Here is a 14,758-nt window from a genome sequence, read left to right on the forward strand (position 1 = left end):
CTAACCCCTTTTCGAGTCAGGCGTTGCGTCCTTTGGTATCGGAATCTTAGGAGGGTCGGCTTGAGCTGTCAACCCGGCACCGCGCTCCTTTTTATTTTCGATCCCGTCGTCCGAAATGAGAAACCGGCTATTGAAGTGTGAGTTCCGATGTCACCGGACACTACACTAACCGGGCTCATCTCTATCAAATTCCGACGATCGACAGATTCGCAGCTCCGATCGCATCGCGATGTGCCGCCGAGTTACTCAACTCAAGCCAGACACCCTGTCGCCGTCAGTCGGAAAATGAATGTTAGGGACGGAACATGCCACTGCCAAGAGGGCGGCACGTGCTTGGTCACGGGTAACCGTTTCCTGACTCTTCCTCCCCAGGTTGGAGAGGGAGAGCCATCAACGAGATTCAGGCTCAGCCGCCAGCCGCCACCTGGCAGTGATCCGCTCGGCGGTGAGGGCAAGGCCGGGCACGTCGGTGACCGCCACGCGCTCGACGGGCCAACCCGCGAGCGCCGGGCAGGCCAGCGTGCACCACTACTCCAGCACCGCGGCGACCTCTTCCATCGCCAGTCCGGCGGCGGCGAGGGCCGCCGCCCACACCAGCACCTTACTCACTTTCGATGGCGATCTTGCGGGGCTCCGCGGCCTCGCTCCTGAGGAGGGTGACGGACAGCACCCCGTTGGAGAGCGTGGCCTCCAGCATCGGAAACCTCCGTTTCGGGTTCATGGGCAACGCGAAAGGGACATTCGCCGTGCGTCGGGCGGCGGGGCGGGGCCCGGCCGCCCGTGTTCACCGCTGGGCCTTCACCCCTGCGAGCTAATAGATGGTGGAAGGCGGGCGGAAGATTCCGCCGCGGGGCCGCTCAACACGCCGACTTTCCGTCCCCGACCGCACAACACCCCGCCGCCATCGGTGCCAACGCCGCGAGCACCGCGGCGCTCTCGCACCCGATGTACTCGTCCGCCACCCTCAAGTGACAGAGCCTGGACAAGCGAGCTCCGGGTCACGCCTTCCCGGCGGGCGAGCGTTCGCTACTCCCCAGGAGCAGTTCAACCGCCCAGCACCCCTGGTCCGGGTTGAACCCCGCCACCGAGCTCAGTGCCACGCCCGACCCGGTCCTCAGGTCGAAGCTGTCCGACCCGAGCGCAAGCGAACTGCCGGTCCCCGGGCCCGCGATGTTCCCCGCGATGATGCCGCCCGAGTTCACCGTTACGGCATCCACGGTCAGCGCCCCCGTCCCAATGCCGGTGCCGCCGCGGAGCGTGTGTTGGCGACGGTCAGGGTCACGGTGCCGCTCGTCGTGAGCGTGTCGAGGAACGATACCGCTCTCGATCGAGATGGCGGCCTTCGACGCCGTGAAGTTGCCCCAGGTCGCGGTTGACGACTGCGAACCTGTGAACTGGATCACGGGCGTCCCGCTCCCGGCCAACGAGGACCACGTCCGCCGGCTCGTTGAGGCCCGCGAGGGCGGCGAGCGGTTCGAGCCGCTCGAAGTGGCCGAGGTCGCCCGGCCCGGGAAGTCGGCCGCCGGCCGCGCGGTCGAGGACCTGCTCCGATCGTGGTACGCGGGTCGGTGCGAGCGGCCCTGTGGGCGGCCGGGTTCCCCACGGAGGTTCACGAGCGGGAGGAGGTGCCCCCGCTCGGGGAGAAGGGGCCGCCGAAGGCGGCCAAGGTCGAGACGTGGGGCGTGCCCGCCGCCCTCGCGACCGCCGCCAGTCGCGTCGAGGCACGGCTGGACGCGGGACAGGCCGAGCGGTGGCGCCCGGTTTCTGGCGATTGTCGTACCCTTGAAGAAGGCACGGCCCCGGGGATCGCTCCCCGGAGCCGCTCGTCTTGTTCGCGTCGCAGGTGGTCAGCGTGCGACGGGTGAGCCGGTCGGGCCATTCAGGACGAAGAGTACGGCCGTGTGTACGACGGTGTCGATTTCCGTCATGGTGGCCGGGTTCGTCTGACGCAACCAGTCGGCGGCGTACCGGTGCAGGTGCTTCTGGGTGACCGCCTTCCCGTCCAAGAGAAGGACGCCGCCCGTGTGGACCGCTTCCACTCGGGAAGACGGTTCGAGTCGGCCGTGGGTGTGTTCGAGCCAGAAGAGAAACGCTTCGGTCCTGCTGGGGGAGAGGGTCATTTGGGCAACGGTCCGTGTGGGAGAGGGATGCGGACCCGTGACTTAGCGAACGCCGTGCCGACCTTCCCGCTCCACGCCCGCGCGGGCGTAGACCTAACCGATCTCGAAGGTCACCGGAATGGTAGACGGGACCAGCAACGTTCAAATCGATCTTCCCTTCCTGGCCCCACGGCGTACCGGACGCAAATCACGCTGGTGGACCGCGTGCGTTACGCAGCAGAGCCCTGGGGAGGGGCCGTTCACCAGCGGGAAGAGGGTGTCACGGGCGGTCGCGTCGCGCAAGTGGAACCCCACGGGTTGGTCCGGCCGCGCCCGCGTGCTAAACTGACTGTTTCCCCGGAGGGTCGGACGAACCATGGCGAAGACGAAGACCAAGCCCGCGAAGAACCGCGGGTACAAAGTAGACGACGACGAGCCGATCCCGGTGGTCCCGCTCCCGCTGGACCCCGTCGCGCCCGTCCGCCAGCGCGACACCGGGATGGTGCTCGACATGGAGGGCCTGGGCGGCGAGGTCGCGAGTGCCCTAATTGTGAACGGGCTGCGGGCGTACCTGTCGGTGGTGAACAAGGGCGTGAACCTGGTCGCATGTGACCGCGCCCACACCGCGTTCGTCCCCGTGAAGATCGAGGCGTGCAAGGTCGGCCTGGACATCAAGCGTGACGAGGCGAAGCCGCTGGTCGAGGCGCACGGGGTGCTGGCGTTCCTGCTCGACGACGGCGGCGAGCGGTGGAGCTACTACCTGCCGGCGCCCGAGTTCATGGAGATGGCCGAGGATCGAGGCGAGAGCGGGCTGCGGCTCGACGTCGACGACCACGCCAAGTGGCTGGAGAAGTACGAGGGCCACGCGGGCATCAAGCGGGCGTTCGCGAAGCTGCTGGGGTGATGTCGGCGGCCGCAATGGACGACTTCCCGCTGGTGATCGAGGAGCCGGTGTTCTACTGCGGCTTCAACTCGCCGAAGTCATACGGCGGGAACAGTTACTTCGTCCGCCATCCCGAGGGCAACTGGCTGATCGACTCGCCGAAGTTCCTGCCCCGGCTGGTCCGCCGGTTCGAGCAACTGGGCGGCGTCGCCCACCTGTTCCTGACTCACCGGGACGACGCGGCCGACGCCGAGCGGTACGCCCGGCAGTTCGGCAGCACGCGGTACGTCCACCGGGCCGAGTTGTCGTCGCAGCCGGACGCCGAGGTGGTGCTCGACGGCACCGACCCGCGGGAGCTCGCACCCGGCTTCGTCGCGATCCCGACGCCCGGACACGCGGAAGGGCACTGCGTCCTGCTGGTCGGGGATCGGTTCCTGTTCACCGGCGACCACCTCGACTTCGACCGGCACGAGCAGCGGCGAACGGCGTCGCCCGATTACTGCTGGTACTCCTGGCCGCGGCAGACCGAGTCGGTGCGGCGGCTCCTCGGGTTCCCGTTCGAGTGGGTGCTGCCGGGGCACGGGCAGCGGGTCCAGTTGCCCGCGGACGAGATGCGGCGGCAACTCGCGGGACTGGTCGAGCGGATGCGGGCCGGCACGGGGTAGCCCGTCACTGCTTCCCGGCCTTTCGGGCCGCGAGTTCCCGCTTGCGTTCGGCGGTGAAGGCCCACCACGGCTCCTTCGGCCCGCCCCCATGTAGCGGACCGCGGCAATGAAGGTGTCGAGCGTGCACGGGTCGTGTCGCACCCCGGTGGCGCGGCACAACGCGTCGTACAACGCGTACGGGTCACGCCCGACCAGTTCACCCGGCGCGGTGATCCCGAGCCGGCGGAGGTCGGCGGCGACCGCCGGCCCGACGTTCGGGATGTCTTCCAGTCTCGAGACGTCACCTCGGTCGGCGGCTCGCGGGCCGCGGTTCGCTTTGGTCCCCATCTGGTCTCTCCGGGTGTGGCGGCCGGCCGTTGCCGGATCATACCCACCGGCTCGCGGTGTGGTGGAGGTCGGGTGCGTCGCCGGCCCGGATGGCCCGCACGGTCGCTTCCGGGGTCAGCACCTCGACCTCGAGATCGTCCGGTCGGGCGACCTGCCCCGTGTATCCGGCGGCCGACCAGGCGAGCAGCCGGTGGCGCACAATCAGATGGGACGTGTCGCCCCAGGCGGCGTGGCGGACCATCACGCCGGCCGGTAGCACCGCCGGCCTCGCGGCGAAGCACCGCTTCGAGCGGCCCGGGTTGATCCGCCTGGTAACTTACCCTCAGGAGGCCCGCATGCCGACACCAACACCCGCCCCGCCGGTCGAGGCCGTCGTGGAAACGGCCGTGTACGGCGCCGACCTCGCGGCCGCCGAGGCGTTCTACGCCGGCGTGCTTGGGCTGCCAATCATCGCCCGCGAGGCCGGGCGGCACGTCTTCTTCCGCGCCGGTCCCGGTAGCGTCCTGCTGGTCTTCGACCCGGCCGCGACGCTCCGCGAAGGCGGGCTCCCGCCACACGGCTCGACCGGCCCCGGCCACCTCGCCCTCGGCGTCCGCCCCGAAAGCCTCGACGAGTGGCGGGAGCACCTCGCCGCGCGTGGCATCGCGATCGAACACGAGCAGGGGCGGCCGCCAGAGCGCGAGGGCGAAGCAGGCCCGCCGCGACCGACTGCTCCTGGCCTGGGTCGCCCTGACCGACGCCGACGACGACCTGATGGCCGAGTTCGACTGCGCCCTATGCGACGAGGTGGTCACCGCGGACGAGATCCGGCAGTTCTCGCACGGCGGCCCGCTGTACTGCGGGAAGTGCTACCGGACCGCCGTGCCACGACTGCGGCTGGCACGCCATGATGGAGAAGGTGGCCGAACACTTCAAGAAGGCCCACTCGCACTGACCGGGCGGGTGCGGGCGGTGGCGACGACCGCCAGCAACAACAGCGCCCGGCCCGTCACCTGGAGCCAGGCCTGGTTCTCCGCCAGCACCTGCCCGAGGCCCTGCCCGCCGGGTGCGACCACCATGTTCGGAATCGTCCGCAGCGTGAGGTACCCGACGAGCCCCCACGCAGCCGCGCGGTTGCCGGTCGGCACCGCCCGCGCCGTGACCCACGCGACCACCGGCAGAAGGCTGGGGTCGTAGTAGTACCAGGCGAGTGGGTAAGCCAACATGGCCGCGGTCGCCGCGAGTGCCGCGGTCGCGTCCGCGGACAGCCCGCGCCAGCGGAACCAGCCCAGGAGCATCGCCACGACCGCGTACAGCACCTGCCCCCCCGCCGCCCCGAGACCCAGCACGCCCGGGACCGAACCGCACCACGGGACGTACCCGCTCGCGTCCTGGGCGAGTCGGTACCAGTCCCAGGGGGTGATCCCGAGCAGCGCGAAGGGGACGATTCCGCCCACGAGCATCCCCGCGGCCATCCGGAACTGCTGCCTTCGATTCCACCCGAACGTCTGGACGATGTGGATGGCGACGAACGGGCGGACCAGTGTGACGGCCACCAGCGCCAGGCCGAACGCGAACGGCCGTTCCGACCTCGCGAGCACCCAGAGGAGGAGCGTGCCCGCGGCGAGCAACCCGACCGGTTGCCCCCACATAACGCCCTGCCACACCGGGGACCATAACCCGAGCAGGCCGCCGGCCAGCGCCCACGCCCACCCCGGCAGTGGCGGGCGGAACACCTCGAAGCACACCGCCCACACGAGCGCGAGGATGACGAGTTGCGTCCACTGGACCGCCCGGAGGGCGGTGTCGTAGTCGAGCCCCGCGTAGGGGAGGGTGATCAACACCGCGACCGGCGGGTGCGGGTTCGACTTCACCATCACGTCGCCGGGCGGCGGGTCGAGCCCGTGCTTCGGCTGGAGCGTGAACAGCGACTCGTACGGGTCGCCGCCGTGCAGCAGCGCCCGGGCGGAGGTGTAGTCCTGCGGCAGGTCCGTGACGACCGCGACCCGGCCGCCCGACAGTCCCAGGTAGCACGCCGTCAGGGTGCCGAAGGTGATGAGTGCGTGAAGTGCGGTCGCGGCGGAACGCGGTTGAGACATGCGAATACCCCCGTGTGCTGGTTCAGCGTGAAATGGAATGGGTGTGACCGGTCGCCCGCTATCACTGCGGCACGAAAGATACTCATTAATCGAGACTTCTCGTTGGACGCGACAGGTTGTAACACGTTGCGCTGATTGATCTTCCCAAAAGATCCAGCCTGTGCCTTCTTGGGGGTTACCACACCGACCCTCGAAGGACACAGGCATGGATGCCACTCGTGTCCGCGTTCTCCGCCAGAGTTGCGCCCCAAAATCCTTCCCCTGTCCCCAATGTGGCCGGATCGGACATCGGAAGGACTCACTCTCGACTCATTCGCGACATCGCTTTCCGCAAGGTCGTCATCATCGAATTGATGGTCGGAGAATACCGCGCCGCCTGCGACTGCTGCAAGACGTTCCGCTCTGATACATGCACCCGCAGGGCCGTTCCGTTATTCACATTGAGGGATTCCGATAAGCCTTCTGGCTTCTTCGGGGTGGAGTTGGAGGATCTCGATGGCTTCCGGGCGGCTCTCGGCATCCACCTCGGTCAGCAGGTGGATGACCGCGTTCCGCGGGGCCGCTAACACCTGCGGGGCCGCCAACACCTGCGGGGCCACCCCCTTACGGACCCGGCATGCGTCCTCGCCCAGCGTCGCGTCCCGGACGTAGTGCAACCCGTTCTCGATCTGCCAGTGGTTCCGGAGGATGGACAGAAGTGTCGCCGCGTTCGCCCGCCGCATCGACAGACTGGTGACCCCGTACACCACTTCCACCGACTTCACACCCCTCACCGTGTATCGTCACTCGGAGGGCATAGCCGATGGCCCGGACCTCGGGCCAGTCGTCGGCCGGGGCGAACCCGGGCGGGATCCTGGCGAGGGAATGGGCCCGCTCGTCGGTGCGGCCGCGCCCCTCGTCTCGGGTCTCGTAGCGGCGGTCTCGTAGCGGCGGTACTGGAGGCCGTGGAAGTCGCGGTCGATCTGGTCGTGGAAGAAGGCTTCGATCGCGGTGTGGAGCTTGGGCTGGTTCCCTTTGACGGCGATGACGCAGTCACCACCGGCCGCCACGATGCGCCCGACGATGTCCTTCTGGCAGCCGGTGGCGTCGATGGTGACGATGGCGTCGGTCATCCGGGTGCGGGACACCGGCATCGGCACCGCCGCCGACCAGCGCCACCGCATCTTCGACATGTTCACCCAGGTCGATACGTCCATCGAGCGCTCGGTCAGCGGGTTGGGCATCGGTCTCACGCTGGTGAGGAGCCTGGTGGAGATGCACGGCGGCACGGTGGAGGCCTCCGGTGCCGGTCTCGGTCACGGGAGCGAGTTCGTGGTGCGTCTTCCGGTCCTGGCGGTGACGCCCGGCCCGCCGCCCGAGCCGCCACAAACGGGACATCCCCTCGGGAAGAAGCCAGCCGCCTTGAATGGCCGTGATCGCGGGTACGAATGAGCATCGGGACCGGTCGGGTAGCCACCCCCGACCCACCGCCACCCCTTCGGGGGTGCGCCGTGCGAGTCCGAATACGTGTTGGGTGCAGCCGCCGAGTTTGTCCGGCGAGTGGCACCGCGGTGTCGGTGCGCTACTCCGGGGAGAAGGCGACTGGACGGAACGGGTTGCCGACGATGTCCCGAAGGGTCTGGGCGAACTGAAAGTGGCAGGCTATAAAATGTGGCCCTAGGAGTTTCGGAACGGCGCTCACCAGTGGGGCACCACTTCCGGCACGTCTAAACTCCTCCAACTGGAGCTGTCCGGGTTCGCGGTGACCGTCGCGGTCGACGGGCAGGACGGCGTCGAGGCGTTCTCGAGCGCCCCGAACGCCTTCGTACTGGTTCTGCTCGACCTGAGGATGCCGCGGGTGGGCGGGTCGGAGGCGTACCGCCTAATGCGCGCCCACCGCCCGGACGTGAGGGTGGTGCTGATGAGCGGGTTCGCCGCCCAGGAGGCGACGAGCGGGTTCGAGGGGAAGGGGCTGGCCGGTTCCTGCGCAAGCCGTTCCGCGCCGACGACCTGCTGGCCGCGGTGTTCGACGCCGTCGGCCCGTAACGCCACTCACGGTGGGGCACTCGGCCGGCCGGACCGAGTGCCCCACCGCACCCGCTTCCGCCGCGCCCACGGCCACTCACACGGCGGCCGCCGCGACCACTTCCGGCGCATCTGCGGCGCGCCGCGGGCGCGTCAGAATGGCCGCCAGGTACAGCCCGGCGACGATCAGCAGCAGCGCCTTGATGCCGATCACGAACGTCACCGACTGCAGCAGCCCGCCGACCAGCGAGCCCATCAGGTTCGCCCCCAGCGCCGCGTCCTTCCGGTCGGTCGCCGCGAACGAGCGGATGAACACCACCCCGCTGAATAGCATCGGCAGGCTCGTCAGCAGCCCGACCACCAGCGCCTTCGTCGCGTACGGCAGGAACGCGAACCGCGACAGGTCGAGGCCGTACAGCCCGATGCACGAGGCGATCAGCAGCCCGTAGACGGGCACGGGCGGCAGCCGCGGGAAGCGGGCGGCGATGAGATTGGCCAGCAGGATCATCACCATCACGCCGGAGATGATGACCGCGTTCACCACCCACGTGTTGCCCAGCACCACCGCCGCCTTGCTCACGTTCTGCACTTCCAGCAGCATGAACGCGGCCCCGAGGAAGAAGAAGTGCCAGCTCGAGCGGCCCCACGCCCTCATCGCCGGCGCGAGCTCCAACCGCATCAGGCCGTTGACGAACAGCACGGCGAGCGTCGCCGCGAGCAGGTAGTGCAGCACCGGAATGGTCGGCTGTTCGAGGTAAATGTACGGCCAGTCGTCGGTCGCCAGCCGCGTGGCGCCGGTCATCTCCGGGGCCCCGGCCTGCCACTCGCGGATCAGCCCGGCCAGCTTCGGGTCGGCCGCGATCCGACTCTCAATCGCGCCCTGGTCGTCGCCGATGACGAAGAGGAGCCCGCCCCAGCCGTACCCGTTGTACGGGATGCGGAACACCAGTGGCTTGTGCCCGAACGTCCGCTCCAGTGCCCCGGCCATGCGGTCCGCGACGAACGGCTTCTGCGCCTCGAAGCTCAGCACCATCACGCCGCCCGGGGCGAGCAGTTCTCGCGCGCGCGCGAGGCTCTCGACGGTGTACACGTAGTGGTCGAGGCGGGCGTTGGTCATGGCGTTGGTGGTGTGCGAGTCGAGCAGCCCGAACGCGATCACGTCGAACCGCTCGCCGCTCGTCGCGAAGTAGCTGCGGGCGTCGTCGTTGACGACCACGCACCGCGGGTCGTCGTACGGCCGTTCGGGGTGCTTGGCGCGGCCGATCTCGATGATGCCGGGGTCGATCTCGACGGCGACGACGCGCTTCAGCCCGTTCCGCAGCAGCCCGGCCGCGTCGTTCCCGCTGCCCGCGCCGACGACGAGTGCGCGCTCGGGGTCGGCGTTGAACTTGGCCGGCAGGTCGTACTGCGAGTACCCGCGCTGCTCCGGCGGGTACACCGCCGGCCTCGCCGCCACGGTTTCCGGCCGCAGGTCGATGGTGGCCTGGTAGCCGGTGTTGTTGACCGCGACGAACGTCTGCCCCGGCCCGGTGACGAACCCGCGACGCTCGCCGAGCACCCACTTCTTCCACTCCTCGCGCGCCCCGGTGGCCGAGTTCTGTTCGCGGTGCGACAGCTTCTGGTACGGCGTCCAGCGGGTGTCCTCGAACGCCGGTTCGATGCTGGCGGCGGCCGCCAGCGCCACGACCACCGCGAGCGCCACGAGGTCGCCGCGCCGCGAGTACCCGCCGGTGCCGGCGAACGCCGCGGCGCCGGCCGCGAACGCGACGAACCACGCCACCGGCGGCTGGTAAAGTGCGCTCGCCGCCACGAACAGCCAGATGCCGACGAGACTCCCGGCGACGTTGGCCGAGTACGCCCAGATCGTGTTCGGGTGGTCGCTCATCAACCGGCCGAGTAACCGCCCGACGGGGACGAACGTCTCCCGCAGCAGCAGCATTAACCCGAGCGTGAGGGCGAGGCCGGCGACCGGCGTCAGAATGCCCATCGCGCCGGCGGAGGTGGACGGATCCCAGATGAGGAAGTCGCTGAAGCCGCCGAGGAGCGCGCTGATTTCGCCGACCGCGGCGCGGGTCGGCGGGATCGCCAGCAGCGCGACCAGCACGCCGAGCGGCAGGAGGATGTGGCGGAGTGCGAACGGCTTGCGGCAGTCCCAACAGCCCATGCCGAGGCCGAGGAAGCACACCACCAGCACGGTGTTCTGGAGGTACGCGAAGATGCGGATTTCGGTCCCGATCCAGCGGATCAGCAGCAGTTCGAGGAACAGCCCGACGGCGCTGATGAGGAACAGCGCGAGCGTGCGGCGTTGATCGAGCAGCAGGCCGACCGGCGCGCCGGGGGGGGCGGGGACCGCGTCCGTCATGACGAGTATCTTTCGGGGTGGTGGGCCGAACTGACCGCACAGGCCGATCTTTCCCAGGTGAACGCCTCTGGGAACACGAATCAGCTGTGCGGTCACAAAGTACCCCCGCGAAGGGTGGTCCGCAACGATTTTCGCGGCCGGATGAGTTCTTGACCACGGTCGAACAGTTCTCCCAATCACTTCTCCTACCGTTTTTCGGCCCGGGGTACGTCGTAAACGGCCCGTGAGTCGCACCGCGGCCCCTTGGCGCCGTTGGTCAGCCACGATGGACGGATCGGGTTCGCAAACGCTCCTACCTTCACCCCGTGTCGCACGCCCGCCGCAACCGCCCGATCCGGGTCAAGATCGCCGCGAACAACGTCCGCGGCACTTCCACTTCCGCCAACTGGAAGATGACGTACTTCGAGTGCGACACGACCTTCGCCCCGATCTTGACAAGTTTCTCACGCAGCATCGTCGGGCTCCAGTGTCGGATCGGCTTCGGCAGCGCCAACTGCCGCACGACGTTGGCCAGGTTGTAGGCCAAGGCGAACAACTGCAACCGGGCCGCGTTGTTCCGGAACCGCCGGCACGACAACGTGGCCCGGTTCAACGCATTCTTGCCTTCCTTGATTCACTGCTCCGCCGTACCACGCTCGTTGGAAAACCGGATCACCCGCCTCGAACGCCAGTTCAAGTTGGTGACCACGAACCCGACCCGCGGGAACAACTCGCTGGCGTGCCACGCGATCTCCACCACCACTCGGCGGTCCCGGTCCCACGACCCGGCCCGATACCGGAAGCTGTGGCAGACGAACCTCGGCTTCCCCAACGGCCGACCCACCGGACGTGTCAACCACGCCGCGATCTTCCGATCCAGAACGGGGTTGGACTTGAGCCGGACGGGCGTCTGGAGCAGCGCCGCGGCGTCGGCACGCCCGGCCGACGATAAGGTGAACCGCTCCGGCCCGGCCGCGACCGCATCGCCCAGCGCCGCCCGCAACTTGTCGAAGTCGCTGCGCCCTTCCGCGAAGCACTCGGGGAACAGTTTCCGCAGTTGCTCGACGCGCTCGGCCGCTGGGTCCGTGGACGTGATGGTAGCGGGCGTCTTGTCACCGGTCACGGTCGCGGCTCACGGGCGGGCTCTCGTCGGAGAGAAGTCAGGAGTAACCGTTCACGGGGTCTGATCGGCGGTCGACTTGCCAGCGAGGCCAGGACCGCCGATTGTGTGGGCATGGCAATGACGCCTCCGATCCCCGAGGAGTTGTGGGTTCAACTGCCCGCAACGACACACGCAGCCATCTTGGCGGTCATTGCCGCACTCGAGGCACGCATCGCCGCGTTGGAAGCTCGACTCAACCAGAACTCCTCCAACTCGTCCCTGCAGCCTTCCACCGACGGCCCACACGTCAAACCCGCGCCACCACGACCCGCCACGGGACGGCACAAGGGCGGCCAACCCGGACACCCCAAGCGCCCACGACCGGCGCTCCCGCCCGCCGCGGTGCTCGCCTCCAGAACGACCCGGACAGGTTCATCCGCCGGGTGAAGGGTGGGAAGTTCCAGGCCCGGCCGTGCGACCTCGGGGTTCGCTACAACCTCGGCCTGTTCCCCACTGTGGGGGAAGCAAGGCGGGCGGTAGCCGAATTCTGGTGAGGGAAGTGCGAGCCGGAGGTGCGGTTCGCGCGGCCGGCCAAGGACCGGGCCGGGCGGGTGGCGCGATTGCGCCACAGCGGTCCAGCCGACGCTCGCGGTACCAGCCGCGGCCGAACATCGTTCGCCTTCTTGCTCACTCGCCAGGGGCCTGGTAGAGTACCACCACGATACCGGCACCCACCGGTTGCCCCTTCCCTCGCCCGGCCGCAGGTCGGGTCACAGACCAACGCCCGCTCCACCGACGAGCGGGTTCGCATGGCCGAAGACGACTGGCTCGAAGCGCAGTCTCCTGGCGCGATCGCACAACTCCTTCTCACTGCCCCGCCCCGCCGGCTCCACACCCTCACCGCCGCGTTCCTCCGACGCTCCTGGGACGACCTGCCGACCGAATTGAGCCGCGCCGCCGTCGAGGCGACGGAAGCGCACGCCCGCGGGCGGATCGGTCCGGGTGAACTGGCCCGGCTCCGGGCCGCGGACGCGCGGGAAACGCGTCAGCCACTCTGGCTGTCCCTGGTCCCTGTTCGACGGTACGCCCGGCTGATCGAGTGCTGCGGGGAGTGCCCGTGGTGCGAGGATGCCGTCTCCGCCCTAGAAGGCCAGGTCGCCCGGCACGGTCCGTACATCGGGGCCGCGCGGGCCGGGGTCGAGTACCCCCACTGGATCGCGGCCAAGGCCGCGCTGTACGCCCGGTCCGTCGTGGCGACCGGGGCCGGGCGGGTCGGAGAGGCGGAGGTCCAGTTCGAGGTGGTCCAAGAGGTGATGGGACCCTCGGAAGCACCGGCGCGGTTCGATCGCGCCTGGCGGACCGGCACGGTCGTTGCGCTGGCCCGTGGGATCGAGGCGGAGTCGGCGTTCGATCGGATGCCGATCCTGGCCGACGCGCTCCAGGACGCCGGGTGCGACGACGTGCACGTCCTCGACCACTGCCGACTGGCGGCAGGGCACACGAGGGGGTGCTGGGTCGTGGAGTCGATTTTGGGGATTGGGTAGGAACGCTGCCACGTCAAGTGAGCCGGTGCCGTGGCAGGCTCACCGCCACGCCGGTCATGGGATCCGTTGTCGTCGGGGTGAGCACCCACGCGACGTTCCGCCACATCTCCAGCCGCGCCCGGGTCGCGGTCAGCTTCTTCGCGGCGTCGGCGAGTCGCTGCAGGGCCGGGGAGAGGGGTGCGGCCGACGTGTTCTTCTCGCCCGCCGGGCTCATCGCGGATCCCCTGGAAATTGTCACGCGGCCGGGGCCGACGATACCGGCGAGGTGCTGGGAACGCAAGGGGCCGGGGCAGGTTCTTCGACACCAGCCGCGCCGGCCCGCTCCGCCTTCCGCCTCTCGTACGCCTTCACCCGGTTCCGCTCGCACGCCAGGCAGTAGTGGTTCCGCCCGTCCGGGCTGTCGACCCGGCGGCTGTATAGGTCGAGCGGCTTCACCTCGCCGCACCGCCCCCGGCACTTCTCCACCCGGCACCCGCCGGTCAGCTCCAGCACCACGACCTCCAGCGTCTTGCCGGTGGCGGTCTTGCGCACGGTCCGGCCCTGACTTCCCCCCGGAGGGTGGACGGCGGCGATCGCGGTGCCGCTCACCATCGGGTCGCCGTTCTCGGCGTCGCGGACCTCGCTGAGGTGGACGGACGCGCCGCCCCGCAACAGCCCCACGAGCGCGGGCCAGTTGTCGGCCGCGTGGACCGCGTCGGCGTCCACGTGCGCGGGCGGGGGCGGTGGGTCCTTCGAGGCGAGCTTCAGCGGGGCGACAGGGCCGGCGCGGTGCACCTCGAGCCACACCCGCACGAGGCCCTGGTCACGGCCGCCCCGTCCCGGGCCTGCTCGACCGCGTACTCCCGGAGGGACTGCGGCACCCCGGGCTCCGACAGTGCGTAGAGCGCGGTCGGGGTGACGTGCTTCAGGACGTTCGGGTCGGCCGCGCCGAACACCTTGTGAACGGCCAGGAGCCGGGACGCGGTGCGGCGGGGGACCTGGGCCTCGGCCGACAGCCACGGCTCCCACCGGCCCCGCCCCAACCGCTTCCGGGCGCGGGCCAGCACCTGACCGGGGGCGAGAACTTCCTGGACGCTGTGACGTAGCCGGACCCGCAGCTCGGCCGCCGCGCGGTGCAGCCACGCCCGGTCCGGCTTGGCGAGGCCGGCGTAGTCGAAAGGGACGGGGGTGTCGTCGGCCTCGGTGCTGGTCACGGTGCAGCGCTCCGGGGGGCGTGGACCTGAGTGACCGAGATGGTCACGCAGTTCGCGGCGTCAGAACATGCGGAACTCGCCCGTGTTCTGGTCGTAGCTGATCTGGCCCCACTCCTCCTCGGTCAACTCGTCGTCCGTGTCCTCGTCCGGGTCGTCGTCCCCGGCTCGTCGGGGTGTCGTCCTCGTGCGGCCGGGCCGCGGCGAGGCTGAGCCGGACCCGCTCGGGGTCGGCCCGGACCAACTCCGGCACCAAGGCGGCCGGGAGGGTGGAGTACAGGCCGGTGGCGGGGTCGAAGACCGCGTACTGGTCGCTGGACACGCGGCGGAACAGGCGGGGCTCTCGGTCGTCGCTCATGCGGTGCTCCGGGGTGCGGTGCTGGACAAGCGGCCGGCCGTGCCGTCAAATGGCGGGCGGTCTCGGGCGAACTCAACTCGGGGCGGCCGCGATACGCTTTAAGCTCGACTGATGCCGATTCTGTGACCGTCCGTGGCGAGGTAGCATGAGGGTTGCTGAAGCTCCCA

The 14,758-nt window shown here is 69.4% G+C and carries 15 protein-coding genes and 4 pseudogenes; 7 read left to right on the forward strand and 12 right to left on the reverse strand.

Annotated elements, in window-relative coordinates; all coding sequences use genetic code 11:
- Window positions 1-998: 998 nt before the first annotated feature.
- Window positions 999-1,217 (reverse strand): hypothetical protein, encoded by a 219-nt coding sequence (locus ACTIGN_RS09540; RefSeq protein ID WP_439623181.1) that lies wholly within the window; start codon window positions 1,215-1,217, stop codon window positions 999-1,001.
- A gap of 630 nt (window positions 1,218-1,847) precedes the next feature.
- Complete coding sequence (locus ACTIGN_RS09545; RefSeq protein ID WP_439623183.1) at window positions 1,848-2,039, reverse strand: hypothetical protein; 192 nt, start codon at window positions 2,037-2,039, stop codon at window positions 1,848-1,850.
- A gap of 436 nt (window positions 2,040-2,475) precedes the next feature.
- Between ACTIGN_RS09545 and ACTIGN_RS09550 the strand changes: the two genes are divergently transcribed.
- Both ACTIGN_RS09550 and ACTIGN_RS09555 read left to right on the forward strand, forming a co-directional pair.
- A complete protein-coding gene (locus tag ACTIGN_RS09550) occupies window positions 2,476-3,003 on the forward strand; it encodes a hypothetical protein (protein WP_439623185.1) in 528 nt (175 codons plus the stop codon).
- Window positions 3,003-3,647, forward strand: coding sequence for an MBL fold metallo-hydrolase (locus ACTIGN_RS09555; RefSeq protein ID WP_439623209.1), 645 nt, complete (start codon window positions 3,003-3,005; stop codon window positions 3,645-3,647). The genes ACTIGN_RS09550 and ACTIGN_RS09555 overlap by 1 nt, the downstream gene beginning before the upstream one ends.
- Before the next feature lie 141 nt (window positions 3,648-3,788).
- Here the strand turns inward: ACTIGN_RS09555 and ACTIGN_RS09560 are convergent.
- Both ACTIGN_RS09560 and ACTIGN_RS09565 read right to left on the reverse strand, forming a co-directional pair.
- Window positions 3,789-3,974, reverse strand: a pseudogene (locus tag ACTIGN_RS09560) (helix-hairpin-helix domain-containing protein); the annotation flags it as partial.
- A 37-nt stretch (window positions 3,975-4,011) separates the two neighbouring features.
- Entirely contained in the window at window positions 4,012-4,233 is a 222-nt protein-coding gene (locus ACTIGN_RS09565; protein WP_439623187.1) for a hypothetical protein, read from the reverse strand.
- A gap of 76 nt (window positions 4,234-4,309) precedes the next feature.
- Between ACTIGN_RS09565 and ACTIGN_RS09570 the strand changes: the two genes are divergently transcribed.
- A complete protein-coding gene (locus ACTIGN_RS09570) occupies window positions 4,310-4,864 on the forward strand; it encodes a VOC family protein (protein WP_439623189.1) in 555 nt (184 codons plus the stop codon).
- 21 nt (window positions 4,865-4,885) lie between these two features.
- Here the strand turns inward: ACTIGN_RS09570 and ACTIGN_RS09575 are convergent, their stop codons facing one another.
- The 3 genes from ACTIGN_RS09575 to ACTIGN_RS09585 all read right to left on the reverse strand — a co-directional run bounded on the left by ACTIGN_RS09575 (window position 4,886) and on the right by ACTIGN_RS09585 (window position 7,164).
- Window positions 4,886-6,052, reverse strand: coding sequence for a hypothetical protein (locus ACTIGN_RS09575; RefSeq protein WP_439623191.1), 1,167 nt, complete (start codon window positions 6,050-6,052; stop codon window positions 4,886-4,888).
- A gap of 431 nt (window positions 6,053-6,483) precedes the next feature.
- A complete protein-coding gene (locus ACTIGN_RS09580; protein WP_439623193.1) occupies window positions 6,484-6,816 on the reverse strand; it encodes a transposase in 333 nt (110 codons plus the stop codon).
- Between the two features lie 18 nt (window positions 6,817-6,834).
- Window positions 6,835-7,164, reverse strand: a complete 330-nt coding sequence (locus ACTIGN_RS09585) for a hypothetical protein (RefSeq protein ID WP_439623195.1) — start codon at window positions 7,162-7,164, stop codon at window positions 6,835-6,837.
- Between ACTIGN_RS09585 and ACTIGN_RS09590 the strand changes: the two genes are divergently transcribed.
- Together ACTIGN_RS09590 and ACTIGN_RS09595 are read left to right on the forward strand one after the other, a co-directional pair.
- Complete coding sequence (locus ACTIGN_RS09590; protein ID WP_439623197.1) at window positions 7,151-7,483, forward strand: ATP-binding protein; 333 nt, start codon at window positions 7,151-7,153, stop codon at window positions 7,481-7,483. The two genes, ACTIGN_RS09585 and ACTIGN_RS09590, sit on opposite strands and share 14 nt — an antisense overlap.
- A gap of 310 nt (window positions 7,484-7,793) precedes the next feature.
- Window positions 7,794-7,919, forward strand: a pseudogene (locus ACTIGN_RS09595) (DNA-binding response regulator); the annotation flags it as partial.
- A gap of 234 nt (window positions 7,920-8,153) precedes the next feature.
- On the opposite strand, the gene ACTIGN_RS09600 reads toward ACTIGN_RS09595, so the two are convergent.
- Window positions 8,154-10,418, reverse strand: a complete 2,265-nt coding sequence (locus ACTIGN_RS09600) for a spermidine synthase (RefSeq protein WP_439623199.1) — start codon at window positions 10,416-10,418, stop codon at window positions 8,154-8,156.
- 298 nt (window positions 10,419-10,716) lie between these two features.
- Window positions 10,717-11,520: pseudogene (locus ACTIGN_RS09605) on the reverse strand (transposase).
- A 111-nt stretch (window positions 11,521-11,631) separates the two neighbouring features.
- Between ACTIGN_RS09605 and ACTIGN_RS09610 the strand changes: the two are divergent.
- Window positions 11,632-11,916: pseudogene (locus ACTIGN_RS09610) on the forward strand (DUF6444 domain-containing protein); the annotation flags it as partial.
- Between the two features lie 392 nt (window positions 11,917-12,308).
- Window positions 12,309-13,043 carry a hypothetical protein gene (locus ACTIGN_RS09615; RefSeq protein WP_439623201.1) on the forward strand — a complete coding sequence of 245 codons (735 nt, stop codon included), beginning with the start codon at window positions 12,309-12,311 and terminating at the stop codon, window positions 13,041-13,043.
- Window positions 13,044-13,056: 13 nt separating this feature from the next.
- On the opposite strand, the gene ACTIGN_RS09620 is transcribed toward ACTIGN_RS09615, so the two are convergent.
- Genes ACTIGN_RS09620 through ACTIGN_RS09630 form a run of 3 tightly spaced genes read right to left on the reverse strand, consistent with a single transcriptional unit; the run spans window position 13,057 to window position 14,236 of the window.
- Entirely contained in the window at window positions 13,057-13,257 is a 201-nt protein-coding gene (locus tag ACTIGN_RS09620; RefSeq protein ID WP_439623203.1) for a hypothetical protein, read from the reverse strand.
- 20 nt (window positions 13,258-13,277) lie between these two features.
- Window positions 13,278-13,817 carry a hypothetical protein gene (locus ACTIGN_RS09625; protein ID WP_439623205.1) on the reverse strand — a complete coding sequence of 180 codons (540 nt, stop codon included), beginning with the start codon at window positions 13,815-13,817 and terminating at the stop codon, window positions 13,278-13,280.
- On the reverse strand, window positions 13,787-14,236 hold the full coding sequence (locus ACTIGN_RS09630; protein WP_439623207.1) for a hypothetical protein: 450 nt from the start codon (window positions 14,234-14,236) through the stop codon (window positions 13,787-13,789). The genes ACTIGN_RS09625 and ACTIGN_RS09630 overlap by 31 nt, the downstream gene beginning before the upstream one ends.
- Window positions 14,237-14,758: the final 522 nt, after the last annotated feature.

The organism is Gemmata sp., from assembly GCF_051859125.1.
In the GTDB taxonomy this organism is placed as follows: Bacteria; Planctomycetota; Planctomycetia; order Gemmatales; family Gemmataceae; genus Gemmata.